22 protein-coding genes are annotated in these 23,306 nt (G+C 57.7%); 9 read left to right on the top strand and 13 right to left on the bottom strand.

The window, feature by feature from the left end; translation table 11 throughout:
- Positions 1 to 47 precede the first annotated feature (47 nt).
- Positions 48 to 953: a LysR family transcriptional regulator gene (locus tag F3J36_RS05940; RefSeq protein ID WP_166719182.1), complete on the top strand. Its 906-nt coding sequence runs from the start codon at positions 48 to 50 to the stop codon at positions 951 to 953.
- Positions 954 to 1,254: 301 nt separating this feature from the next.
- Complete coding sequence (locus tag F3J36_RS05935; RefSeq protein WP_166719181.1) at positions 1,255 to 1,986, top strand: hypothetical protein; 732 nt, start codon at positions 1,255 to 1,257, stop codon at positions 1,984 to 1,986.
- 42 nt (positions 1,987 to 2,028) lie between these two features.
- Here F3J36_RS05935 and F3J36_RS05930 read toward each other — a convergent pair whose 3' ends face one another.
- Entirely contained in the window at positions 2,029 to 2,943 is a 915-nt protein-coding gene (locus tag F3J36_RS05930; protein WP_166719478.1) for a LysR family transcriptional regulator, read from the bottom strand.
- A 119-nt stretch (positions 2,944 to 3,062) separates the two neighbouring features.
- Between F3J36_RS05930 and F3J36_RS05925 the strand changes: the two genes are divergently transcribed.
- The 5 genes from F3J36_RS05925 (at position 3,063) to uraH (ending at position 6,757) form a co-directional block, all read left to right on the top strand.
- On the top strand, positions 3,063 to 3,800 hold the full coding sequence (locus F3J36_RS05925) for an SDR family oxidoreductase (protein WP_166719180.1): 738 nt from the start codon (positions 3,063 to 3,065) through the stop codon (positions 3,798 to 3,800).
- Positions 3,801 to 3,836: 36 nt separating this feature from the next.
- Positions 3,837 to 4,124, top strand: a complete 288-nt coding sequence (locus F3J36_RS24305; protein WP_256378227.1) for an SDR family NAD(P)-dependent oxidoreductase — start codon at positions 3,837 to 3,839, stop codon at positions 4,122 to 4,124.
- Positions 4,097 to 4,750 (top strand): SDR family NAD(P)-dependent oxidoreductase, encoded by a 654-nt coding sequence (locus tag F3J36_RS05920; RefSeq protein WP_371741996.1) that lies wholly within the window; start codon positions 4,097 to 4,099, stop codon positions 4,748 to 4,750. The genes F3J36_RS24305 and F3J36_RS05920 overlap by 28 nt, the downstream gene beginning before the upstream one ends.
- A 363-nt stretch (positions 4,751 to 5,113) precedes the next feature.
- Entirely contained in the window at positions 5,114 to 6,214 is a 1,101-nt protein-coding gene (locus F3J36_RS05915; protein ID WP_058759145.1) for an NADH:flavin oxidoreductase/NADH oxidase, read from the top strand.
- 129 nt (positions 6,215 to 6,343) lie between these two features.
- Complete coding sequence (gene uraH / locus F3J36_RS05910; RefSeq protein ID WP_166719179.1) at positions 6,344 to 6,757, top strand: hydroxyisourate hydrolase; 414 nt, start codon at positions 6,344 to 6,346, stop codon at positions 6,755 to 6,757.
- 186 nt (positions 6,758 to 6,943) lie between these two features.
- Here the strand turns inward: uraH and F3J36_RS05905 are convergent, their stop codons facing one another.
- Positions 6,944 to 7,783 carry a helix-turn-helix transcriptional regulator gene (locus F3J36_RS05905; protein ID WP_166719178.1) on the bottom strand — a complete coding sequence of 280 codons (840 nt, stop codon included), beginning with the start codon at positions 7,781 to 7,783 and terminating at the stop codon, positions 6,944 to 6,946.
- Positions 7,784 to 7,882: 99 nt separating this feature from the next.
- Here F3J36_RS05905 and F3J36_RS05900 point away from each other — a divergent pair, with 99 nt between their 5' ends.
- Positions 7,883 to 8,779: an SDR family oxidoreductase gene (locus F3J36_RS05900; protein WP_166719177.1), complete on the top strand. Its 897-nt coding sequence runs from the start codon at positions 7,883 to 7,885 to the stop codon at positions 8,777 to 8,779.
- 214 nt (positions 8,780 to 8,993) lie between these two features.
- On the opposite strand, the gene F3J36_RS05895 is transcribed toward F3J36_RS05900, so the two are convergent.
- The 4 genes from F3J36_RS05895 to F3J36_RS05880 form a co-directional block, all read right to left on the bottom strand.
- Entirely contained in the window at positions 8,994 to 10,241 is a 1,248-nt protein-coding gene (locus F3J36_RS05895) for an aromatic amino acid transporter (protein WP_166719176.1), read from the bottom strand.
- Between the two features lie 158 nt (positions 10,242 to 10,399).
- Positions 10,400 to 11,410, bottom strand: a complete 1,011-nt coding sequence (locus F3J36_RS05890) for a Gfo/Idh/MocA family protein (protein ID WP_058776359.1) — start codon at positions 11,408 to 11,410, stop codon at positions 10,400 to 10,402.
- 31 nt (positions 11,411 to 11,441) lie between these two features.
- The gene (locus F3J36_RS05885; protein ID WP_166719175.1) at positions 11,442 to 12,263 is read right to left on the bottom strand and encodes a TIM barrel protein; all 822 of its coding nucleotides are present in this window, start codon (positions 12,261 to 12,263) and stop codon (positions 11,442 to 11,444) included.
- Positions 12,264 to 12,399: 136 nt separating this feature from the next.
- Positions 12,400 to 13,845: a sugar porter family MFS transporter gene (locus F3J36_RS05880; RefSeq protein WP_166719174.1), complete on the bottom strand. Its 1,446-nt coding sequence runs from the start codon at positions 13,843 to 13,845 to the stop codon at positions 12,400 to 12,402.
- A gap of 317 nt (positions 13,846 to 14,162) precedes the next feature.
- On the opposite strand from F3J36_RS05880, the gene F3J36_RS05875 reads away from it, so the two are divergent.
- Positions 14,163 to 15,506, top strand: coding sequence for an MFS transporter (locus F3J36_RS05875; protein WP_166719173.1), 1,344 nt, complete (start codon positions 14,163 to 14,165; stop codon positions 15,504 to 15,506).
- 3 nt (positions 15,507 to 15,509) lie between these two features.
- On the opposite strand, the gene arnF is transcribed toward F3J36_RS05875, so the two are convergent.
- From arnF to arnB, 7 genes are read right to left on the bottom strand one after another with little or no spacing between them, the layout of a single operon-like run.
- The gene (gene arnF / locus F3J36_RS05870; RefSeq protein WP_166719172.1) at positions 15,510 to 15,872 is read right to left on the bottom strand and encodes a 4-amino-4-deoxy-L-arabinose-phosphoundecaprenol flippase subunit ArnF; all 363 of its coding nucleotides are present in this window, start codon (positions 15,870 to 15,872) and stop codon (positions 15,510 to 15,512) included.
- Positions 15,869 to 16,189, bottom strand: coding sequence for a 4-amino-4-deoxy-L-arabinose-phosphoundecaprenol flippase subunit ArnE (gene arnE / locus F3J36_RS05865; RefSeq protein WP_021509383.1), 321 nt, complete (start codon positions 16,187 to 16,189; stop codon positions 15,869 to 15,871). The genes arnF and arnE overlap by 4 nt, the downstream gene beginning before the upstream one ends.
- A complete protein-coding gene (arnT, locus tag F3J36_RS05860; protein ID WP_371741995.1) occupies positions 16,186 to 17,853 on the bottom strand; it encodes a lipid IV(A) 4-amino-4-deoxy-L-arabinosyltransferase in 1,668 nt (555 codons plus the stop codon). The genes arnE and arnT overlap by 4 nt, the downstream gene beginning before the upstream one ends.
- Before the next feature lie 19 nt (positions 17,854 to 17,872).
- Positions 17,873 to 18,757 carry a 4-deoxy-4-formamido-L-arabinose-phosphoundecaprenol deformylase gene (gene arnD / locus F3J36_RS05855; RefSeq protein WP_088517261.1) on the bottom strand — a complete coding sequence of 295 codons (885 nt, stop codon included), beginning with the start codon at positions 18,755 to 18,757 and terminating at the stop codon, positions 17,873 to 17,875.
- Entirely contained in the window at positions 18,754 to 20,733 is a 1,980-nt protein-coding gene (gene arnA, locus F3J36_RS05850; protein WP_088517262.1) for a bifunctional UDP-4-amino-4-deoxy-L-arabinose formyltransferase/UDP-glucuronic acid oxidase ArnA, read from the bottom strand. The genes arnD and arnA overlap by 4 nt, the downstream gene beginning before the upstream one ends.
- Complete coding sequence (arnC, locus tag F3J36_RS05845; RefSeq protein WP_021509379.1) at positions 20,730 to 21,716, bottom strand: undecaprenyl-phosphate 4-deoxy-4-formamido-L-arabinose transferase; 987 nt, start codon at positions 21,714 to 21,716, stop codon at positions 20,730 to 20,732. The genes arnA and arnC overlap by 4 nt, the downstream gene beginning before the upstream one ends.
- A 1-nt stretch (position 21,717) precedes the next feature.
- Positions 21,718 to 22,854 (bottom strand): UDP-4-amino-4-deoxy-L-arabinose aminotransferase, encoded by a 1,137-nt coding sequence (gene arnB, locus F3J36_RS05840; protein WP_166719171.1) that lies wholly within the window; start codon positions 22,852 to 22,854, stop codon positions 21,718 to 21,720.
- Between the last annotated feature and the right edge of the window lie 452 nt (positions 22,855 to 23,306).

Raw genomic sequence — 23,306 nt, 5'->3', positions numbered from 1 at the left:
TAACAATACGCTATAATCGACACAGCTTATTGAGCCAGGAAGCAACAATGAAAGGCAGCGAATATAGCGAACTCCGGGCATTTGTTTGTGTCGCGGAGGAACGCAGTTTCAGACGGGCGGCACAGCGGCTGAGTGTGTCGCCCTCCGCGCTGAGTCATACCATCCGCGCGCTCGAAGAGCGTTTGGGTAGCCGGTTGTTGAACCGGACCACCCGCAGCGTGGCGCCGACGGAAGCAGGACAGGCCCTGCTAAACCGCCTGATGCCGGCGATGGCGGAGATCGCCTCGGCCGTCAGGGACGTCGGTGCCTGTCAGGACGAGCCGCGTGGACGGGTTCGCATCAATCTGCCGCGTATTGCTGCCCGCATGTTGATTGCGCCCATGCTGCCGTCATTCAGGAAGAACTATCCGCATGTCTCTCTCGATGTGGTCATTGATGACAGCCTCACAGACATTGTCGGCCACGGATTCGATGCCGGCATCAGATCGGGACAACTCGTGCAGCAGGATATGATTGCCGTGCGACTGACGCCCGACATGCGGATGATTGTGGTCGGTTCCCCGGACTACTTTTCACGCCATCCCGAGCCACAACATCCGCAGGATTTGCGCCAGCATCAATGCCTGACCTATCGCTGGGCCGATACCGGTGTGCTGCAACGTTGGGAATTTCATGGGCCGGCAGGCGCGCACAGCGTGAATGTTGAAAGCATTGTCACCGCCAACGAAACGGATTTTGTGCTCGACGCGGCGTTAAAAGGAACCGGGCTGGCCTATATCAGCGATCAGTTCGCCCAACCCTGGATTGAACGCGGCGAACTCAGGCAGGTACTGGGCGAGTGGTCTGCGGTATTTTCAGGACTTCATCTCTATTACGTTAACAATCCCCATATGTCGGCCTCGCTGAGAGCGTTTATTGACCAGTTAAAATCCTTTGTTGCGACGAGGCGTTGAAATCAGCAAGCGCCACGCTGCTCGTCCCGCTACAAATATTAAATCATGCTAATCATTAACCCTGCTTTCATTCCGATTGTTACCGCCCTTACTTTCTCCTCTGCAACGCGCCTTATCCCCTGCCGCCACGCTTTTCAAACGATCTAAATTTGCAGCAAAAATTTATTTAATCATTAAATTATATTTATTATATTAGCGAAAATTTAATGTGGACTGGTTGAGGATTACAGTGCATTTAACAAGGAAATCAGTGATTAGCAGCGCTATCTCTGATGGCGTACTGACAAAAAGAACCCACAGAATGTGCAGGATACTTAATGGTATCGATCAGCGCATTAGCATTACACCGGCAAGCGGATTGATTGACTTCCTTAAAGGGATGGAGGTGACCAACGAACAGTACCGGCGCAGTGGAATCGTTAAGGAAAAACGCTCAATTTTTCTCTATAACGAAGGGCTGCTGAATCCGGAAAGCACGCTGTTTCTCGCCCGCAAAGGCCAGGATATCCTCGGCACGCTAAGCGTCATCGCCAATCACAATAACCGTTTGCCGTGCAGCAAACTTTTTCGTGAAGAGATGGCCGCCCTGCAGCTGGAAAAGCGCAAAGTGGTAGAGCTTGGCACACTGTCGGTACGCTACCAGGCAGACAGTGAAAACATCGTGTTTATGCTGTACCTGAAAATCATGATCTACACCATTTTCATTGAACAGGTGGATGACATCTTTATTCAGGTCAAAGAAAAGGTTGCTGCGTTTTACGAGCGCAATTTCCTGTTCAAACAGATCGGCGGCACCAAAAAGCACCCGGATTATAGTGATCTTAACGCCACGCTGCTGCGCGTGGATGTGAAAAGCATCCGCGACAAAATTTATGAGCAGCAGTGTTATGGCCCGATGGGCTGGCTGCGCATGCTGCGTGAACTTGGTTTACTGCAGCACTACCGCACGCTGAGCCAGCAGTGCCACAGCTGCCCGCGCTTTACGCCAGATCAGCGGGACGCGGAGCTCTATCAATATCTGTGTAATCTGTGACGGCGCCAGCCGTCTCTGCACCGTTTTCGATTTTCACACAGATCACTTGCCGGCATGGCTATCCACGTCGTGCTGCAGGAAGAGATCTTTTAGCCATTCGATGAAGACCCTGACTCTGGGTGATAGCTGTCGGTTGCGCGGATACAGGACAGAGACGGGAGACGGTTCAGGTGGAAAGGCTTTGAGCAATTCGACAAGCGCCCCCGTCTTCAGATCATCTTCCACGTGATAACGCGGCACCTGGATGATGCCGAGACCCATGCGCGCCACGGATACAAAGGTATCAGCCGCATTGACGGTAATTGAAGTTTTGATCGTCGTAGTGATGCGTTTGCCGTCCACCCTGAATTCCAGAGGGAGTATGCCGCTGCTGCCCGTGGTGCGGAATCCGATCATCCTGTGGCCGGAATGCAGTTCATCCGGATCCGACGGAAGTCCGAACCGGGAGACATAACCGGGCGAAGCGACCGTGACCTCTTCCAGCATGGCGACGCACCGTGCGATCATATCACTGTCCTGCGGCGTTCCGACACGCAAAACACAATCAATTCCCTCACGCACCAGATCGACCAGCCGGTCACCCTCGCTCAGATAGATTTCGATATCAGGATAAGCTTCGAGGAAACAAGGAAGATGCGGCAGAACAAAATGTCTTGCCAGCGTGCCATGAACATCGACACGCAGCAATCCCTTCGGCCGGGCGCCGGCAAACGCCCCCTCGGCATCATCGATATCGTCCAGTATAGAAACGCAACGCTTGTAATAGGCTTCACCGTCCAGCGTCGGGCTGACGTGACGCGTGGTGCGTTCCAGCAGCTTAATCCCGAGGCGCGACTCAAGTTGCTTAATTGCGTCCGTTACGGTCGAGCGTGGCAGGCCGAGGTCTTCCGCCGCCCTTGCGAAGCTGCGGCGCGCTACCACACGCGTAAAGACGCGCATCGTATCAATTCTATCCATGGTATTGTTCGTCATTATCGAATTCTGATACCAGATAGTGACTGATTATCCGGAAAAGATACAGTGCTAGAGTTTCTCCGTGTTCAGGCGCGATACCGCGCGAAAATGGGAGAATATCTATGTCTGCTTCAGAGAAAGTGGCAATCGTAACCGGTGCATCCCGCGGAATTGGTGCCGCCATTGCCAGGCAGCTTGCTGCGGACGGCTTTGCCATCGTGGTGAACTATGCCGGCAACGCAGAGGCTGCTGCCGCCGTGGTTGAGGAGATCGAAGCCGCCGGTGGCAGAGCCATCACCGCGCAGGCGGACGTTGCTGATGCCAGCCAGGTAAAACGCATGTTCGATTTAGCCGAATCTGCGTTTGGCGCTATTGATGTGCTCGTCAATAATGCCGGCGTAATGATGCTGTCTCCGCTGGCCAGCGCCGACGATCAGAGTCTTACCAAGCAGATTGACATCAATCTGAAGGGAACGTTTAACACCCTGCGCGAAGCGGCAAACCGCCTGCGTTCTGGCGGGCGCATCATCAACTTCTCCACGTCGGTTGTCGGGCTTAAGCTTGAGAATTATAGCGTCTATGCCGCGACCAAGGCGGCCGTCGAAACACTGACAACCATCCTGTCCAAAGAGATGCGCGGACGCAGCATCACCGTCAATGCCGTCGCGCCCGGTCCGACTGCGACCGACCTCTTCCTCAACGGGAAAAGCGATGAACTGATCGCGCGCATGTCCAAAATGAATCCGCTGGAACGCCTCGGCACGCCTGAGGATATCGCCAGTGTCGTTTCTTTTCTCGCCGGACCACAAGGCAGCTGGATGAACGGACAGATCCTGCGCGCCAATGGCGGAATGGTCTGAGCCGCAAACTGCAGATTGAGTCAAAGGAGTACTGTTATGTCTCATAAGATTATCCTTGTGACCGGATCGTCAAGCGGCTTCGGTCGCCTGACTGCCGAAGCGCTGGCGCGTGCTGGCCATACCGTTTATGCATCAATGCGGGATATTGCGGGTCGTAATGCCGCAAATGTCCGCCAGTTAAGCGAACTTTCCACGCGGGAAGGAATTGACCTCCGGCCGCTGGAACTTGATGTTCAGAGCGACATATCGGTTGATGCTGCCATTGAAACGGTAATATCCGACGCCGGGAAGCTTATGTGGTGGTACACAATGCCGGCCACATGATGTTCGGCCCGGCCGAAGCCTTCACGCCAGAGCAGTTCGCCCAGCAATATGACGTTAACGTGCTGGGAACGCAGCGCGTCAACCGGGCCATACTGCCGCGTATGCGCTCCCGACGTGAAGGCCTGCTGGTCTGGATTTCCAGTTCCAGCGTGACCGGCGGCACACCGCCCTATCTGGCCCCTTATTTTGCCGCCAAAGCGGCGATGGATACGCTTGCCGTTCAGTATGCGCGCGAGCTCAGCCGATTCGGCATTGAGACAACAATCATCGTGCCGGGAGCCTTTACCAAAGGGACGAACCATTTTGCCCATTCTGGAAGTCCTGCCGACACCGGGCGTGTCGCGGAGTATGAAGCAGGTCCTTATGCCGGTTTCGGCGATGTTGTGCAAAAGGCCTTTGCGGAGATAGTGCCGGAAGATGCCGATCCCGCGCGCGTTGCAGCACAGATAACCGATGTTGTCGATATGCCGTTTGGTACGCGTCCATTTCGTGTGCATAACGATCCGTCCGAAGACGGCGCGAATATCGGCTTTGCGGTCATCGACCGTTTGCGCGCCGAAATGCTACATCGGGTTGGATTGTCCGATCTTCTGACGCCAGCGAAAGCACCGTCGTGTGAAGGATAACAGCCGTGACCGGCGGGATCGCTCGCCGGTCGCTTTACCATGCAAACAGGAGCGCCGGAAATGCACACCGTTGTCATCCTTACCTGTGGCTTTGCTTTATTAAATATCCTTGCTCGTACACCCTACCAACAATTCAGCATCCTTAGCGTTAGCTTGCGTTCTGTTGAGCCTCAGCCCCTGGTTTGAATAAAGGGCGCTAGTCAGCCTTACCGGCACGTTAGCCGAACCCGCCGCCATTACATCAATCACTAAAAGTATGTTGTAATTAATGTGTGTCATTGCCGCTTACATCTGGCATTGCTGCAAATCCGGCTGCAGCTCCTATGCTGTAGGGAGTCATTAACGTGCGGATATGAGGTATGCATGAGTTTACTGTTTAGCGCGACGCAGCTTGGCGAGTTGTCGCTGGAAAATCGCATTGTGATTGCTCCGATGTGCCAATACTCAGCGGAAGAAGGTCAGGCAACGGCCTGGCACCGCATTCATCTGGGCCAGCTGGCGCTCTCCGGCGCGGGACTGCTGATTATCGAGGCAACGGCGGTGGAAGCGATTGGCCGTATCACGCCGGGCGACCTGGGGCTATGGGACGACGCGACAGAAGCCGCGCTGGCCAGCGTGCTGCAGGACGTGCGGCGCTACGCTACCCTGCCGATTGGCATTCAGTTGGGTCACGCCGGGCGCAAAGCGTCTTGTGCTGCGCCATGGCAAGGCGGTGCGCAGCTCTCTGAGGAACACGGCGGCTGGCAGACCGTCGCGCCGTCTGCGCAGCCGTTTGCACAGGATGAGCGTCCGCCGGCCGCACTCAGCAAACAGGATCTGGCGCAGCTGAAACAGGCCTTTGTCGATAGCGCTCTGCGCGCGGTACGCATCGGCATTCAGCTGGTCGAACTGCATGCTGCGCACGGCTATTTGCTGCACCAGTTTCTGTCGCCGCTCAGCAACCAGCGTGACGATGAATATGGCGGCTCATTAGAGAACCGTCTGCGTTTCCCGCTTGAGGTGTTCAAGGCGCTGCGCGCTGCGCTGCCGGCGGAAATCCCGGTTGGCGTGCGGCTTTCTGCCACCGACTGGATCGAGGGCGGCTGGGATAATCAGCAATCGATTGTTTTCAGCCAGCAGCTCGAAGCCGCAGGCTGCGCCTATATTCACGTCTCCAGCGGGGGGCTGGCACCGCAGCAGCAAATCAGCGTCGGTCCAGGTTATCAGTTGCCGTTCGCTCGCGAGATTCGCCAGCAGGTCTCGATTCCGGTAATTGGCGTGGGGCTGATTACCGAACCGAAACAGGCCGAGCAGGCGCTGCAGGAGCAGGATGCCGATTTGATCGCGCTGGCACGCGCGGTGCTGTATGACCCACGCTGGCCATGGCACGCCGCCGCTGAACTGGGTGCGCAGGCAAAAGCGCCGCCACAGTATCTGCGTTCCGAACCACACGGCCTGAAAGGTACCCTGATTAGCAACCAGTAGTTCCCCTGACCGGCAGCCGCCCGGTTGCCGGTTCTGCTCTGGGAAATTTCACAGATTTCAGCCCATTGTGCGCGACTGCACTGTTTTCGTCTTATGCTTTCCCGGCCAATTAACCAAAAGGAAGATGAGATGAAATTGCAGCATTATTTACTGGGCGGCGCGCTCTGCGCTTTCAGCGTGAGCGGCCTGGCCGCTGAGATGAAAAATCCCCTGAGCGTGCATGTGCTGAATCTGCAAACCGGCGTACCGACCGCAGGTATTGAGGTCGAGCTGGATAAGAAACAGGGTGAAGAGTGGGTGAAACTGGCGCAGGGCACTACCAACGAACAGGGACGTATTACGGCGCTTTACCCGGCGGGCCAGAAGGCGCAGACCGGGATTTACCGCGTAATTTTTAAAACCGGTGACTATTACAAAAAAAACAGTCAGCCGACCTTCTTCCCGGAAATCCCGGTGATGTTCAACCTGGATAATGCCGATCAGCACTACCATATTCCCCTGCTGCTCAGCCAGTACGGCTACTCCACCTATCGCGGCAACTAAGCAAAACAGGCGCTCCGGACGGTATATTTATACCAGTACGTTTTGTTGAACCGTTGCCTCGTTAAGCGATTGAATCAGGCAGGAGAACCTCTATTTCGTTTCTCCTGCCCATTACAGGGTAAGCCTGTTTTTTCGGCTGGTGTGATTGCTATAGCGTGCTGGCTGACGTATTGAAAACTGCCTGACTCAGCCTTCGCGCTGGGCTGGATTCTGTGAAATCCAGCGCTCTGTTTTCGCTCTGCTTTCATCGGTTGCCGGATTAAAGAGCATCATCGTTAAATCCGGCCTGCCTTCAACAGAAAAGGTCGAGAACTCCAGGGCAATCGTTCCCATTTGCGGATGATGCAGCACCTTAAACCCTTCGCCATGCCCGGCCACATCGTTGTTACGCCACAGGCGGGCGAAGTCAGCACTTTGAGCGGATAGCTCCTCAACCAGTCGATCAATTTCCTCTGAAGCACCCAGGCGCGCGGCATCCGCCCGAAAGGCGTTGACGATGAGACGGGCCACGCCCTCCCAGTCGTCTTGCATCCCCCGCGCTTCCTGATCGGTAAACAGCAGGCGCAGAATATTGCGCCGCGCGGGCGGGAGTTGCCCGTAATCCTTCAGCACAACCGTCGCCGGGTGATTCCATGCCACCACATCCCAGGTGGCGGTTTTGATAATCGCCGGAATCGTCAGGCTTTCCAGTACGCGTTGCAGCCGTGGGGTTATGCTGTCGGACCGACTTACCCGGTTTTCTGGCGGATGCCCAAATGCGAGGATAAACAGATGATCGCGCTCGGGAGACGTAAGCCGCAGCCCGGCAGCAATGCGGTTCAGTACCTCACGCGAGGGCGCTCCCCCGCGGCCCTGCTCAAGCCAGGTGTACCAGGTCGGGCTGATATTCGCGAGCTGGGCAACCTCTTCGCGGCGCAGGCCCGGCGTACGGCGGCGGCCCGGCAAAAAACCAAACGAAGCCGGGTCAATTGCCAGACGGCGTGCCCTTAAAAACTCACCCAGCGGATTTTCAGAAAGCAGCGTCATAAATCACCCTGTTAATGTTTATACCCTGATAACTTCACTACTTTAATAGTAAAAGATCCGCGCTTACGCTGTCGCACTAAATCACTCAGGAGACAGGCTATGCGTATTTTTATAACGGGTGCGACGGGCTTTATCGGCTCACGCGTTGTATCGGCCCTGCTGGCTCGCGGCCATCAGGTGACCGGTCTTGTACGTTCAGAAGAAGCAGTTCTGCAGTTAAACGATAAAGGCGCGACAGCCCAGCGCGGTACGCTGGAAGATCCCCAGGCGTGGATTGCCGGCATTGACCAATGTGATGCGGTGATCCACACCGCTTTCGATCATGATTTCAGCCGTTTTGTCGAAAATTGCGAAAAAGACCGCCGCATTATTCGCGCGATTGGCTCTGTATTGCAGGGCAGTCAGCGTCCGCTGCTTATCACTTCTGGTACCGGAATGGGTGATGACGGCAGCGGCCAGCTCGCTCTTGAGCAGAATTTCAACCCGGCACACCCTAACCCACGCGTCGCCTCGGAGCTGGAAGGCACTAAGCTCCTTGAATCGGGGATCGATCTGCGTGTGGTGCGTTTACCTCAGGTTCACAACACCGAACGTCAGGGATTAATCAGCTATTACATCGCTCTTGCCAGGGAGAAAGGCGCGGCAGCTTATATCGGCGGAGGTGAAAACGCCTGGTGCGCGGCACACGTTGATGACGTCGCCGGGCTGTACGTAAAAGTGCTTGAGCAAGGCGAACGCGGCAAACGGTATCATGCGGTAGCAGAGGAAAGCATTGCCTCACGGCTGATTGCTGAAACCGTGGCAGCAGGCCTGGGGATTCCTGCCGTTTCGCTGAAACCCGATCAGGCCGCGGAGCATTTCGGCTGGTTCGCCGCTTTCGCCAGGCTGGATCTGCGTGCCAGCGGTGCCTGGACGCGTCAGCAGCTCAACTGGCAGCCCAAAGGACCGGGTCTTATCGCTGACTTGAGCAGAGTGAATTATTCAACCCAGCCGTAGCCCCAGCGCCGGGTAGCGGCGCAATTCATCGCACAATTTACAACGGCGCGGTGGCCAGATTAGCGCGATAAATCGCGCCGCTACGAGCTGGTGCTCTGACGGGTAGCGGCGCAATTCATTGCACAATTTACAACGGCGCGGCGGCCAGATTCGCGCGATAAATCGCGCCGCTACGATACGGATAGTGTGCAGCCTTACCTCTGAACCCCACGGCTCACGTCACACAGGCCGCAGCAAATTGCGGTAACACACCCAGCCAGCTCAGCGTCCATGCCAGCACATTCAGCGCGCCGAAAAGCAGCACCAGGCCAATCGCCAGTGGCGTACGCGGCCGATCGGCAAAGCGCTGTTGCGCACGCCGCGCCAGCAGCGCCGGAATAATCACCGCCCACAGCGTGGCAAACAGGCCGGCAAAACCGATGGCGGCGACGAAGCCATGTGGCCACCACAGCGAAGCGAGCAGCGGCGGCAAAAATGTCAGGCAGGCGGTTTGCAGCCGCGCGCGCGGGGAATGCCCCCAGCCGAGGCGGTCGGCGATGAAATCAAACAGGCCTGCCGTCACGCCGAGAAACGAGGCAATCACCGCAAAATGTGAGAACACCGACATCATCAGCGACAACGCGCGCACGTGCAGATGATCGCGCAGCGCGGCCATCAGCGCGGCAATATCTCCACCCTGCTGCACGATGTCAGGAAACACAGCGCGCGGCAAATTCCCCATGGTGCAGACAATCCAGAACAGGTAAAGCGCCAGCGACATCAGCGTGCCCAGCACCAGCGCGCGTGTCACCGGCGACTCGCGGCGCTGGTAATAACTCACCAGCCCGGTGATGTTACCGTGATAGCCAAAAGAGGCCAGACAGAACGGCAGCACGCCCAGTGCGTAAGGCCAGTAGCTGTCTCCCGGCGCGGCGGCAGCGAACAGCGAGGGCACGTCTACCTGAGTTAACAGCCCGCCGAACAGCAAAATCAATAGCAGGATTTTTGCCAGCACGCAGAACGTCATCAAACGACTGACGCCGGTGGTGCCGAGCCACACCACAGCGGCGACACACAGCGTCAGCGCGATTTTGGCCCCGGCGGTTGAGAGCGGCACGCCAAGCTGATTCAGCGAGTGCTGGTAAACCGGACCACTGGCTGAAATATAAGCGTAGGTGAGAATGCCCAGCACAAACAGGATGCTGAGGCCATTGATGCTGGCCCAGCCGCGCCCGAGCAAATCGCGCGTCAGCGTATCGTAGCCCGCGCCTGGCGGATAATGCAGGCTGACACGCATAAACAGCAGCCCGGAGAGCAGCATTGCGCCCCAGCTTATGCCCAGCAGCAGCAGCGCCCAGCCAAACCACGCCCCGGCCATCACGATCGGCAACGTAAACATACCGGCGCCCACTACCGTCCCACAGATGATCATGGCGCCCCACCATACCGAGGGCTGGCGGCGCGCCATTACGCTCTCCGTCATCACACTTTTCCTTGCACAACATAAAGGCGGCGATGATACACGGGATCGCTAACAAATGTGAGGCGCGGGCGGTGACTGACGGGAAGACAGCTGTCAACAGGTGACAATGTCACATAAAGGCGCACCGGTTAGGGTGCGCCAGCCGCGATGTGCCGGGATTAGCGATAAAAAGCCGGACGTGGCGGCATGGTAATCGGGACAATGTCACCGTTGTTCTGTGCCGCGACACAGGCATCGGCCGCCACGGCGGCGGCATAGCCGTCCCACGCCGACGGGCCTGTCATATTGCCCGACAGCACGTTGTTGATGAAATCCTGCAGCTCAACGTCATACGCAGCGATAAAACGTTTTTTCCAGTCGGTCAGAATGCCGGTGGAGAGCTGCGCCGCGTGGCGGGTCTGTACCGACATTGGTTCAGGCAGGCGGGCAATGCCGCTCTCGCCAACCACCTCACACTGAATGTCGTAACCATAGGCGCAGTTAACGAAGATCTCGACATCAATGCGGATGCCCTTCGCGGTTTCCAGCAGCACAATCTGCGGGTCCTTCAGGTGCGATGACGCGTGGCGGGTCTTGCGTGGGTAAATCACCTGCGCACTGACGTAATCATCGTTCAGCAGCCAGCGCAGCACGTCGAGTTCATGGATCAGCGTATCGGTGATCGCCATATCGGTGGTGTAAGCATCGCCGACCGCCGGATTGCGGTGCGCGCAGTGCAGCATCAGCGGCTCACCCAGGGTGCCGCCGTCGATAACTGCTTTCAGCGCGCGATAGCCGCTGTCGTACGGTCGCATAAAACCCACCTGCACCAGTTTTTTGCCTGCGGCAATTTCCGCTTCGACAATATTCATACAGCCCTGCGCGGTCACTGCCAGTGGCTTCTCGCAGAATACCGCTTTGCCGGCTTTGATGGCTGCCAGCACAAACTCTTCATGCGTCGGGCCCCACGAGGTAACCAGAATGGCCTGCACCTCCGGCGCGGCGATTAAATCGTGCGCGTTGTCGTAAATCTCCGCCTGCAAGCCGAGCTCGCTAATCACCTGCTCACAGTTGCTGCGATTGATATCATTAAGCGCGACCACGCGCGCATGCTGCAGCACCTGGCTGCAACGACGAATGTGTTCACGGCCGATAGCGCCAGTGCCGATTACACCAATATTGAGTGTCATGCGAGGTTCCTTCAGCAAAATGCCGGATTGGTTAGTGGTTGAGGTAGTCAATGCTGCTGCGAATTTCGCGCGCAATATCCTCAGCGCTCCAGCTCTCCATCACCGACGAAAACGGCTCGAAAGCATAAACACCGCGATAGCCCATCTCTTCCAGGCGCTGCACCTGCTCGCGGGATTTCAGCAGGTCATCCGCGCTCAGCATGATGCGCTCTTCGTCGGTGAGTTGATGAGTCGGGCGCGCATCCGTTACGCCAGAGAGATGCACCAGGCCGATGTGATTCACGTCTACACCACCGGCGAAATCCTGTTCAGCGCCTTCGTACAGGTGATGATGGAAGGTATCCAGCACGATGTTAAACGGCACACCGGCCTGAGCGATGAGCTGCTGCGCCAGCGCGGCCGAGCGCAGTGAACTCTGCGGAAAACCGAGCGGTTCAACCAGCCCGGCAACACCATATTCGGCAAACAGCGGCGCCAGGGTTTGCAGCGCCTGTACGGTTTGCTCATTACTCACCGGCGCCCCATCATTGAGCGGACAGAGCACCAGCGCTTTCGCCCCGGTGGCGCGCGCATCGGCTAACAGCGCGCGCGTTTTTTCCAGCACCGCATCATCTAACTGATTGAAGGGATACACCGCGTTGATGGTTTCGATCTCAAGCTGATGCTGCGCTGCCAGACGACGCACCTCCTCACCGCCTGCGCCGTCGGTCACGCTGCCGCTTTTCATATCATTGCGTATTTCAACTTTATTTAATCCCAGCTGTTCCACCAGCGCGAAGAATTCCGCCATGCTGAGATGAGGGGCAATTTTACGGTTAACACAGAATCGGTCACTGCTTATTTTGTAGGTCATGATCTTTCCTGGATAATAATCACTGGGTAAGGTTCTGTTTGCTGCAAGGTACTGACATGCCCTGATAGTAAGTTATCTTTTTTGCCCGCTCTGCGGCTTCTTTGAGTGATTTACATCAGCCTGAGCGCCCTCACATTTAGCCTTTGCCGTCATACAGTTCATAGAAATAGTGTTCGACCTGTTCCAGGCTGCGCCCTTTGGTTTCCGGGATAGCGCGCAGTACAAACAGGGCGCCGCCGATCCCGATCACGGCGAAGGTGAGAAACGCCCCGGCCAGGCCAAAGGCGGCCAGCAACAGCGGGAAGGCCATGGAAATGGCGAAGTTGGCAATCCACAAGGCAAAAACGGCACCGCCCATGCAAATGCCGCGCATGCGCGCCGGGAAGATTTCCGACAGCAGCAACCAGGTGACCGGTGACAGCGCGCCCTGCTGAAAACATAAAAACATCAACATTCCGGCCAGTACCAGATAGGCCCGCAGCAGATTAACCGCACCACCGGCGTGATACTCCGGCATAAGCAGGCACACCGTGGCGATAAAGAACAGGCAGGCGGTACAGCCCATCTGCCCTATCAGCACCAGCGGACGACGGCCAACCTTACCGATTATCACGATCCCCACCAGCGTCATGATTACCGAGATCACGCCGTTGGCGATGGTGGCGAACAACGCCGCATCGTTGCTCAGGCCGGTAGCAGTGAGCATGGTTGGCGCGTAGTACATGATGGTATTCACACCGGTCAGCTGCTGGATGGCGGCAATGCCAATTCCCAGTAAAAACACTTTGCGCAACCATGGCGTGCGCAGATCACGCAGGCGACCTTTGCCTTGCTGGCGATGCTCTTCGATGGTCTCTTCGATCTCCTCCAGTTCCCACTCTACGTCCTCCGCCGCCCGGGTTTTCTCCAGCACCCTGCGCGCGCCAGCGGTGTTGCCGCGCATGACGTGCCAGCGTGGACTTTCCGGCATAAAGATCATGCCGATCCACAACAGCACGGCGGGCACGGTGGAGATGGCCAGCATCCAGCGCCAGGTATGTTCGCCACCCCAGATTTCATTGAAAGTCGCATTGGAGACATAGGCCAGCAGCTGGCCAGAAACAATCATCAGCTCCTGCAGCGTCACCAGTTGGCCGCGTTTATTCGCCGGAGCAATTTCCGCGATATACACCGGCACCGTGGCAGCCGCCCCGCCAACGGCAATACCAAGAAACAGGCGTGACGCAATCATCGTCACCACATCAGGTGCGAAGGCAGAGCCGACCGCGCCGAGGGCAAAAATAAAGGCCAGCGTGATGATGATTTTGCGGCGCCCGAGGGCATCCGCGAAGTGCCCTGCCAGCAGCGCGCCAAAGGCAGCGCCAAACAACAGTGAACTGGTCACCAGCCCGGTAGTGAACGGCGTGAGATGCAAATCACTCCGCATGAACAGCAGCGCACCGGATACCACGCCGGTATCGTAACCGAACAGCAGCCCGCCGAGTGTCGCCACCAGCGCGATGATTTTTACGAAGGGTTCGGTTTTTGTTGTGCTGTTGGGGCCGGACGCGGGGTTGGTGGAGAGATAAAGTTCTTTTTCCATAATACCTCCTGGTAAAAAATGCGTTAGGAAAAGCATCAGAACAAAGCAGCGCGTCCAGGCTATCGGCATTTTTATTTCATGTTAATTTATATTTGAAACCTGCTTTTCAAATTGTGAGTTCAAGCCTTTTGACCGGTTTATTTTGATGGATTTACATCAGCCGAAATAAGGAGAATGAACATCGGGCGAGGTGGTTATGGAAGCGCAGCAGATCGGCCCCTTGACGCCGGGAGTCGCCACGCTTTGTGATCAATCGCGCAACAACTGCACAAACCTTCTTGTATGGTAGTCGCTCTTTAACCTCTTCGGGATTTGTCATGGCCTCTTCAACTGTTGCTCAATCTGATACCGCTGAAGCTCACCCTAAATCATTGATCCGCCGCGTCGCCAGCGCCTCGGCGATAGGCACGGCGGCAGAGTATTACGACTTTTTCGCTTACGGTACGGCAGCGGTACTGTTCTTTGGCCATCTGTTCTTCCCCAGCCACGATCCGCTGGTCAGCACACTCGCTGCCTTCGCCACTTATGCGGTTGGCTTCCTCGCACGTCCTATTGGCGGCATGGTGTTTGGGCATATCGGCGACAAAGTGGGACGCAAAAAGGCGCTGGTGGCGACCATCCTGATCGTGGGCCTTGGCACGTTCTGCATTGGTCTGTTGCCAACCTACGAAAAAATTGGCGTCTGGGCCCCGGTATTACTGATTGCCATCCGCTTGCTGCAGGGGTTTGGCGTCGGCGGCGAACAGGCGGGCGCGGTATTAATGACGGCCGAATATGCGCAGCCTTCCCGGCGCGGTTTCTTTGCCAGCTGGGTGCAGATTGGTGCTCCGGTCGGGTTTCTGCTGCCGCTGGCGCTGTTCGCTGTGCTTAATGCCGCGCTGAGCGCCGAGCAGATGATGGACTGGGGCTGGCGCGTGCCTTTTCTGCTCAGCGCGCTGCTGGTGATTGTCGGCCTGTTTATTCGCCTGCGCATTGATGAATCGCCGGTCTTCGCCGCCATTCGTGAAACCAAAGCGGCAGAATCCAGGCCGTTAAAAGAGGTGCTGCGTGGTAATCCACGGCTAGTGGTCAACGGTGTGGCAGCGAAACTGATCGAAGCCTGCGCCTTCGCCCTGTTTACCGTCATCATCCTTGCCTGGGGTAAGGCTAATCAGCTTGATGCCGGCATTTTGATGAACAGTATGATCGTCGCGGTGATCCTCGAAGTACTGGCGATCCCGCTGATGGGTGCCCTTTCCGACCGCATCGGTCGCAAGCCGGTTTACCTGATCGGCACGCTGCTGATCATGCTCTCGATCGTGCCCTTTTTTCTCGCGCTGGCGCACAATAGCTACTGGCTCACGCAGCTGGCGATGATCGTGGCACTGACGCTGGGTCACAGCATGTGTTATGCCCCACAGGCGTCATGGTTCCCCGAACTGTTTCCCACGCACATTCGCTGCAGCGGTATCGCGGTGATCTGGCAGATCGGTTCGCTGATCGGCAGCGGCGTACTCGGACTGGTGGCGGTGAAAATTCTGCAGGTGACCAACGGCCATTGGTATGGTCTGGCGCTGTATGTTGCAGTGCTGGGTGTGATTTCATTGTTCGGCCTGCTGCGTCTGCCGGAAACGGCGCCAGGCCGCCGCCAGGGTGAATATCACCCGTGGCAGCAGCATTAACGGTTAACGGCGCGGCAGCGCCACGCACAGCAGGCCGCAGACGATTAATACGACGCCAGCAAGACTGCTCCAGCGGAAGGTTTCATGCAAGGCCGGCAGGGAAATGGCGGCCAGCCACACCAGCACATAGCTCAGACTGAGCAGCGGATAGAGCCGGTTGAGCGGCAACAGCCGCAGCGCCAGCAGCCAGCACAGCATTGAGCAGCCGTAAGCTGCCAGTCCGGCGATTAACGGTATCAGGCCTTGCTGCCACGGTAGCGCGGTCCATGTATCCAGCGGTGGCAGCGCGAGCATCGCCGTGCGCAGCAGCAGCTGCGCCAGCGACACCAGCAGCACGCTGGCCAGCGCCAGCAGCCAGCCCTTCACAGATGGCTCCCCATCAGCGCCACCCCGGCAACGATCGCCAGCGTACCCAGCCACTGCCGCCGCGTGTAGGTCTCACGCCAGATGACGCGCGCCGCCACCGCCACCAGCACAAAATTCAGGCTCAGCATCGGGTAAGCCACGCTGACCGGCACGGTGCGCAGCACTACCAGCCACAGCAGCATCGCCGTCCCCAGCAGCAGCAGGCTGAGCACCAGCCAGCCGAACAGGCGGTGCCCGCCACAGTGGGCCGCCTGTTTCTGGCACAGCTGGGCGGCACAACTGAGCAGGCTTACCAGCAGGATCAGCAGCAGATTCATGGTGTCGCGTTGTAGCCGTAGTAGACCAGCCGTCCCTGCTGATACACATCATCCGGCACCGGCAGATGCGCATCCGCTTGCTTTTCGTCAGAATTTAGCAGTAGCACCAGCGCTACCGGACCCTGTCGGCGATGCAGGCGCAGCCAGTCGGCGAAGGCTTCCCCGTCGACGTAGCGCGTTTTTGCATCGGGATAATTCAGTCCGTACTCCAGCTCACCTTTTTCATCGAAGAAAGTGATATCGCTGCGGCGCAATTCCCATGCGACCGCAGAAGCGATGCCGGAATTGTCCACCACCAGATAGCGGCTCTGCGCCAGCTGAGGCCGAACGGCGCTGACGAAACTCTGCGGCTGTTTGCTGTCACGTACCTTTTGCGGGATAGCCAACCCGACCAGCAGCGCCAATGCCAGCGGGCAAAGCGCAGCCAGTTGCCAGCGGCCTGTTTTCAGGCTTAACCAGCCCATCACCGCCCAGCCGGCAAATGCCAGCGCAGCGCACACTACCCGCAGCAACTCATCGCGCGCGTACACCGGATGGTGCGCCAGCCCCCAGGGTGCCAGCACCACCACGACCAGCAGCGTGGCAACCAGACCAAACAGCAGGTTGATCCAGCCATTTACCACCAACGCCTGTTTCAGGCGCGCGGTGTTACCGTGCGCATAATGCGCCATCAACAACGCCAGCGGCGCAAAGCACGGCAGGATATAGGTCGGCAGTTTGCCTTTGGCGATGCTAAAGAACAGCAGCGGCAGCACAACCCAGCTAAGTAAATAGATCGCGGCCGCGTGCTGCTGACGCTGACGCCATGCGCCGCTCAGCGCGCCCGGCAGCAGGCCGAGCCACGGCAGACAGCCTGCCACCAACACCGGCAGGTAATACCAGAACGGGGCTTTGTGCTGCGCATCGCTCTCCGCGAAGCGCTGAATATGTTCGACCCAGAAGAAGTAGTGCCAGAAATCGCCTTCCTGATGCTGAATGGACAGCGCCCAGGGCGCGCTGATCGCCGCCGCCACCAGCACAGTAAGCGGGCCCCAGCGCAGCAGTTCGCCAAAACGTCGCTGCCAGAGCACCCAGGGCACAATCGCCAGCACCGGCACCGCCAGCGCCAGAAAGCCTTTGGTCATGAAGCCCATGGCACAGGCCGCGCCGAGCAGCACATACCCCGTCAGCCGCTGTGAGGTATTGTGCGCCTGCGCAGCAAACCAAAAGCTGCACATCGCCGCCACCAGCCACAGCAGCAGAATCGGATCGAGCACGGCGTAAGTGCCGATGCCATAAACCAGCAGCGAGGTAAGAAAGATCACGCTGGCGGTGAGCGCTATTTTGCGGCTGGCGAACATCCGCTTGCCCAGCCAGTAGATCAGCAGGGCACTCAGCGTGGTACAGATAATCGCACCGGCGCGCACGCCAAAATTATTATGCCCAAATAACAGCTGGCCAAGATTATTGACCCAGTAACCGGCAATCGGCTTCTCGAAGTAGCGCAAATCAAAAAAATGCGGCACCACCCAGTTACCGCTCAGCAGCATCTCGCGGCTAATTTCGGCATAGCGGGTTTCATCCGGCTGCCAGAGATCGCGGAATGGCACCGGGATCAGATAATAGAGAGCAAAAAGCGCTATCAGCAGCACTATGCGGGTGCGGCCGCGCATCGGTGTTTCCATACTTGGGTCCTGTAAAATGTTAACTCTGGCAACCCAGCCAGCCTTCCCGGCCGGCAATGTGCCCGCGCACCACATGGCCCTGCGGCAGCGTACTGAGATCGTCCGGCAGCAGCTCGCTCAGCGGACAAAACCGGATGCCCTGCTGCTGCGCGCGCGTCAGCAGATCGGCAAAGGCGGGCAAACCGACGATGCCTTCGACCTCTGCGTGAATGGTATAGACCGGCGTACCGCTGGCGGCATGCATCTGCGCGAGGATAAAGTCGTTAAAACCCTCCGCGCTGACCTGCTGACCCACCACTTCATCCCACGTCGGCAGGGTTACCGGAATTTGTACCGTGCCGAAGCTGCCATCGTTGAGGCGCGGAATGAACGGCCCGCTGCCGCGGCAGTCGCTGTTATAGCGAAAGCCAAACGGCTGCTTGGCATCCAGTACCCGGCTGTCGGCGCGCCAGCCTGCCACTGCAGAGCAGGTGACACTGTCACCCAAAATGGCTTCCAGCGCCGCTTTACCGCGCGCAATCTGCGCATTCAGCTGCTGTGGCGACCAGACGCCAGCCCAGGTCTGCCAGGCAAAGTGATCCCACGCATGCAACCCCACTTCATGGTGATCTGCCGTGGCGCGAATAATCGAAGCCAGCCCTTTACCTATTTCGCGGCCCGGCCAGGCGGTACCGGCCAGTAAAATATCCCAGCCGTACAGCGAGGCCGCGCGCGAACGCAGCATTTTCCACAGAAAGCGCGGCTTCATCAGGCGCCACAGGTGGCGCCCCATGTTGTCCGGCCCGACGCTGAAGAAGAAGCTGGCCTGCAGCTGATGCAGGCTGAACTGCTGCAGCAGCGCCGGTACGCCCAGTTGCGTGCCGCGCCAGGTATCGACATCAACACGCAAACCCACTCGCTTCATGGCTTTTCCTGTAGCTCAACGGTGCGCAGGAAGAAGTCCAGCGTGTTATCGATGGTGGTATCCATCGCCACGGTTGGCGTCCAGTCGAGCAGGCGGCGGGCGTTTTTAATCGACGGCTTGCGGTGCTCCACGTCCTGATAGCCCTTGCCATAGTAGCTGCTGCTCTCTACCTCACGGAAACCGGCAAACGGCGGGAAGCGATCGCGCAGCGGGTGGCGCTCAAAGCTGGCCAGCAGGTGTTCCGCCAGCTCTTTGATACTGGCTTCGTTCTCCGGGTTACCAATGTTAACGATCTGGCCATCGCAGTTGTTGTGTTTGTTCTCGATAATGCGGAACAGCGCTTCGATGCCGTCGCGAATATCGGTGAAACAGCGCTTCTGCGCGCCACCGTCGATCAGCTTGATCGGCGAGCCTTCCACCAGATTAAGGATCAACTGGGTGATGGCGCGAGAACTGCCGATACGCGCGGCGTTGAGGTTATCCAGACGCGGGCCCATCCAGTTAAACGGACGGAACAGCGTAAAGCGCAACCCCTCTTTTTCGCCATAGGCCCACAGCACCCGGTCCAGCAGCTGTTTCGACACTGAATAGATCCAGCGCTGTTTATTGATCGGTCCGACCACCAGGTTAGAGTGATCCTCGTCGAAATGCTGATCGGTGCACATACCGTACACTTCGGAGGTCGACGGGAAAATGATGCGCTTTTTATACTTCACGCAGTCACGAATAATCTTCAGGTTCTCTTCGAAATCCAGCTCGAATACGCGTAGTGGATTACGGGTATATTCGATCGGCGTGGCGATCGCCACCAGCGGCAGCACCACGTCACATTTCTTGATGTGATATTCAATCCATTCAGAGTGGATGCTGATATCCCCTTCGACGAAGTGGAAGCGCGGTTCATCCAGGAAGCGGCTGATGGCATCGGAACCGATATCCAGGCCATAAACCTCAAAGTTATCATCCTGCAGCAGGCGTTCGGTGAGATGGTTGCCGATAAAGCCGTTTACGCCGAGAATCAGCACCCGCGTGCGGCGTTTCACCGCAGCAACCGGCTGCGAATAGAGCAGCGCACCCGGTACCATGCCCAGACTCTGCGCCAGCTGGCTGCCGTTCATGTAAACACCGTTGTCGCTCTGCCCGGTGACCACTTCGAGCGCGCCCTCGCCGCAGGCAATCAGGAACGGCTCAACCGACAGCACCGTGCCCGGTTTGGCGCTGGGCGCATCCTGGTGCAGCCGCCCTTTCCACACCACAAATTTCACCGTGCCGGCATACGCAAACGCACCTGGCCAGGGATCGGTGACTGCACGCACCAGGTTATTCACTTTAGCCGCCGGCAGCTCCCAGTTGATGCGGCCATCCTCCGGCGTGCGGCGACCAACCACGGTCGCTTCCGCGTCGTTCTGCGGCGTGGCGGCAATCTCACCTCGCTTCATCGGCGGCAACGCGCCTTCCAGCAGCTGGCCGGCGCAGGCCACCAGCTTACGGTGCAGCGTCAGCGCATTATCCTGCGGGTCAATCGCCACGCGCTGCTGCGCCACAATGTCGCCGGCATCGGCACGTTTCACCATGCGGTGCAGCGTCACGCCAGTCTCCGTCTCACCGTTGACCAGCACCCAGTTAAGCGGCGCACGACCACGGTATTTCGGCAGCAGCGAACCGTGCAGGTTAAACGCGCCAACCCGCGCGCAGTTCAGAATGGTGTCGCTCAGCAGGGCGCGATAATAAAACGAGAAGATAAAGTCCGGCTGCATGGTGCGGATGCGATCCACCCACAGCGGATGGTTAGCATCTTCCGGCGCATAAACCGGAATGCCCTGCTCAGCCGCGAGGCGTGCTACCGAAGGAAACGCATGGCTCTCCGGCGAGGTGTCCGCATGGGTAAAGATGGCACTGATTTCATAGCCTGCGTTCAGCAGCGCAGTTATGCCTGCACAGCCCATTTCGGCATAGGCGAAGACGATAGTTTTCATTGCTTAATTTCCTGTACAGACGGGGCATCTTGTTGCGGATGGATAACACGTTGAATGAAGTAGCGCGGACGGGCGCGTACGTCGTTATAAATACGACCGATGTATTCGCCCAGCAGGCCCATGCCGACAAACTGCGCGCCGACAAAAATAAACAGCACGGCAAACAGCATGAACACACCGTCACCGGCCCAGCTGGCACCGAGGAACAGGCGCAGCACAATCAGGATCAGAGAAAAGGCGAAACCGGCCAGCGCGATTAAGCTGCCGACGATACTCAGCAGACGCAGCGGCGTGGTGGTCAGGCAGGTCACCAGGTCATACATCAGGTTGATCAGCTTCATGAAGCTGTATTTGGAGTCGCCAAACTCACGCTCGGCATGCGTAACCGGCAGTTCAATGGTGCGGCGCGCGAAGGTGTTCGCCAGAATCGGGATAAAGGTGCTGCGTTCGTGGCAGTTGAGCATCGCATCAACAATGTGGCGGCGATAGGCGCGCAGCATGCAGCCATAATCGCCCATGGCTTTGCCGGTCACGCGCTGAATCAGGTGGTTGATGGTGCGTGAAGCGCGGCGACGGAACCAGCTGTCCTGACGGTTCTGACGCACGGTGCCGACCACGTCGTAGCCCTGCTGCGCGGCTTTGACCAGATTGGGGATCTCTTCCGGCGGGTTTTGCAGATCGGCATCCAGCGTAATGATCACATCACCGGAAACATGGCTGAAACCGGCCATAATCGCCGAGTGTTGCCCATAGTTGCGATTCAGCAGCACGCCGACCACGTGACTGCCCGGCATATCCGCCGCATCGGCGATCATCTGCGCGGAGCGGTCGGCGCTGCCGTCATCCACCAGTAAGATTTCATAGTCAAGACCGAGCGTGCGGCAGGCAGCGTCGGTACGGCGCACCAGCTCCGGCAGGCTCTGTTCTTCGTTGTACACCGGGATCACCACGGAGACTTTGCGAATCGGTTTTTCTTCCAGCATCTCAGGCTCCCGCAAGGTGGCGTAAGGCAGCAATCACACGCGTTACATCGTCATCGTGCATGTCGGGGAACAGGGGCAGCGAGCAGATACGTTCACTGTTCCATTCGGTGGCCGGCAGCGAGATCTGCGGATAGCGTTCACGGTAATACTTGTGGGTATGCGCGGCGCGGAAATGCAGGCCGGTGCCGATGTCATGGATTTTCAACTGCTCCATTAGCGCATCGCGGCTAATACCGCAGCGCGCTTCGTCCACGCGAATGATAAACAGATGCCACGCATGCTGATGCGGCCACGCCGGCTGCACCAGCGGCAGCAACGGCGTATCTGCCAGCTCGCGCAAATAGCGCGCGGCGATGGCCTGGCGACGTGCATTGATGGCCGGCAACTTTTGCAGCTGCACCAGCGCAATCGCGGCGTTGATGTCTGGCAGGTTGTATTTAAAACCGGGCATGATCACTTCGGCCTGCGGTTTGCGGCCATGGGTATGACGATCGTAGGCATCGACGCCGAGGCCGTGGAATTTCAGGCTGCGCAGGCGGTCAGCCAGCTGCGCGTCATCGGTCACCACGATGCCACCTTCGGCGCAGGTGATGTTTTTGATGGCGTGCAGCGAAAAGATCGCCGTGCCCTGCTGGCCAACGTGCCGGCCTTTGTAGTAGCAACCTACCGCGTGGGCGGCATCTTCTATCAGTGGGATATTGTGGCGCGCGCTGACGGCGCGAAGGGCGTCGATATCCGCCGGCGCACCGGCATAGTGAACCGGCACGATGGCGCGGGTGCGCGGCGTAATAGCCGCTTCGATCTGTTCTGCGCTCACCATCAGGTTATCGCGATCCACATCGATCATCACCGGCGTCGCGCCCAGCAGCGTAATAATATTGAGCGTGGAAACCCAGGTCAGCGACGGGGTGATCACCTCGTCGCCGGGCTGGATACCCAGCGCCATCAACGTGACGTGCATGCCTGCTGTGGCGGAGCTGAAAGCAATAGCATGCTGGTTGCCGGTGAGCTGACAAAACGCCTGCTCCAGCGCAGCATTCTGCGGTCCGGTGGTAATCCAGCCCGATGCAAATACCGCCTGCACCGCGGCCAGTTCTTCCTCACCCAATGCCGGGCGCGAAAACGGAAGGAAACTCATAAGATAACCTTACTGTTGTGCCTGAAAACATGCTGAAAAATAAAACAAGCGTTATTGCCGCGCATGACAACCTGATGAAACACGCTGTAACCTTTTGTTTAAACGTTGCTTAAACGGGTACATTCACAGGGCTGCTGTCATATGCGCGCAATAAAACTTAAGCAGGTCTGTTTTATCGCTATAAGAAACCAAAATACGGGGGAAAACTTAACTGAACATTAAATGGCAAAGCGGCACGCTGACTTTTTTACGTGATGTTGAAGATTGGTAGAAGATTACGCGCCGGGGCCGGAAATCAGCATCGGGTCAGACATCATGGGTCGGCTTGTCGACACACGGCAATTAAAGTGGCTATTTTTCAATGCATTAACTAAGAGACTATACTGTTCTTAAGGTTATCCTAAGGTTGGCTGCTTATTCTTGCCTGGGATAGTGACGCCAGAGGCTGGACA

It is taken from the genome of Pantoea sp. Cy-640 (genome assembly GCF_011752635.1).
Lineage (GTDB): Bacteria > Pseudomonadota > Gammaproteobacteria > Enterobacterales > Enterobacteriaceae > Pantoea > Pantoea dispersa.
This window is presented reverse-complemented; position numbering and strand designations above follow the sequence as displayed.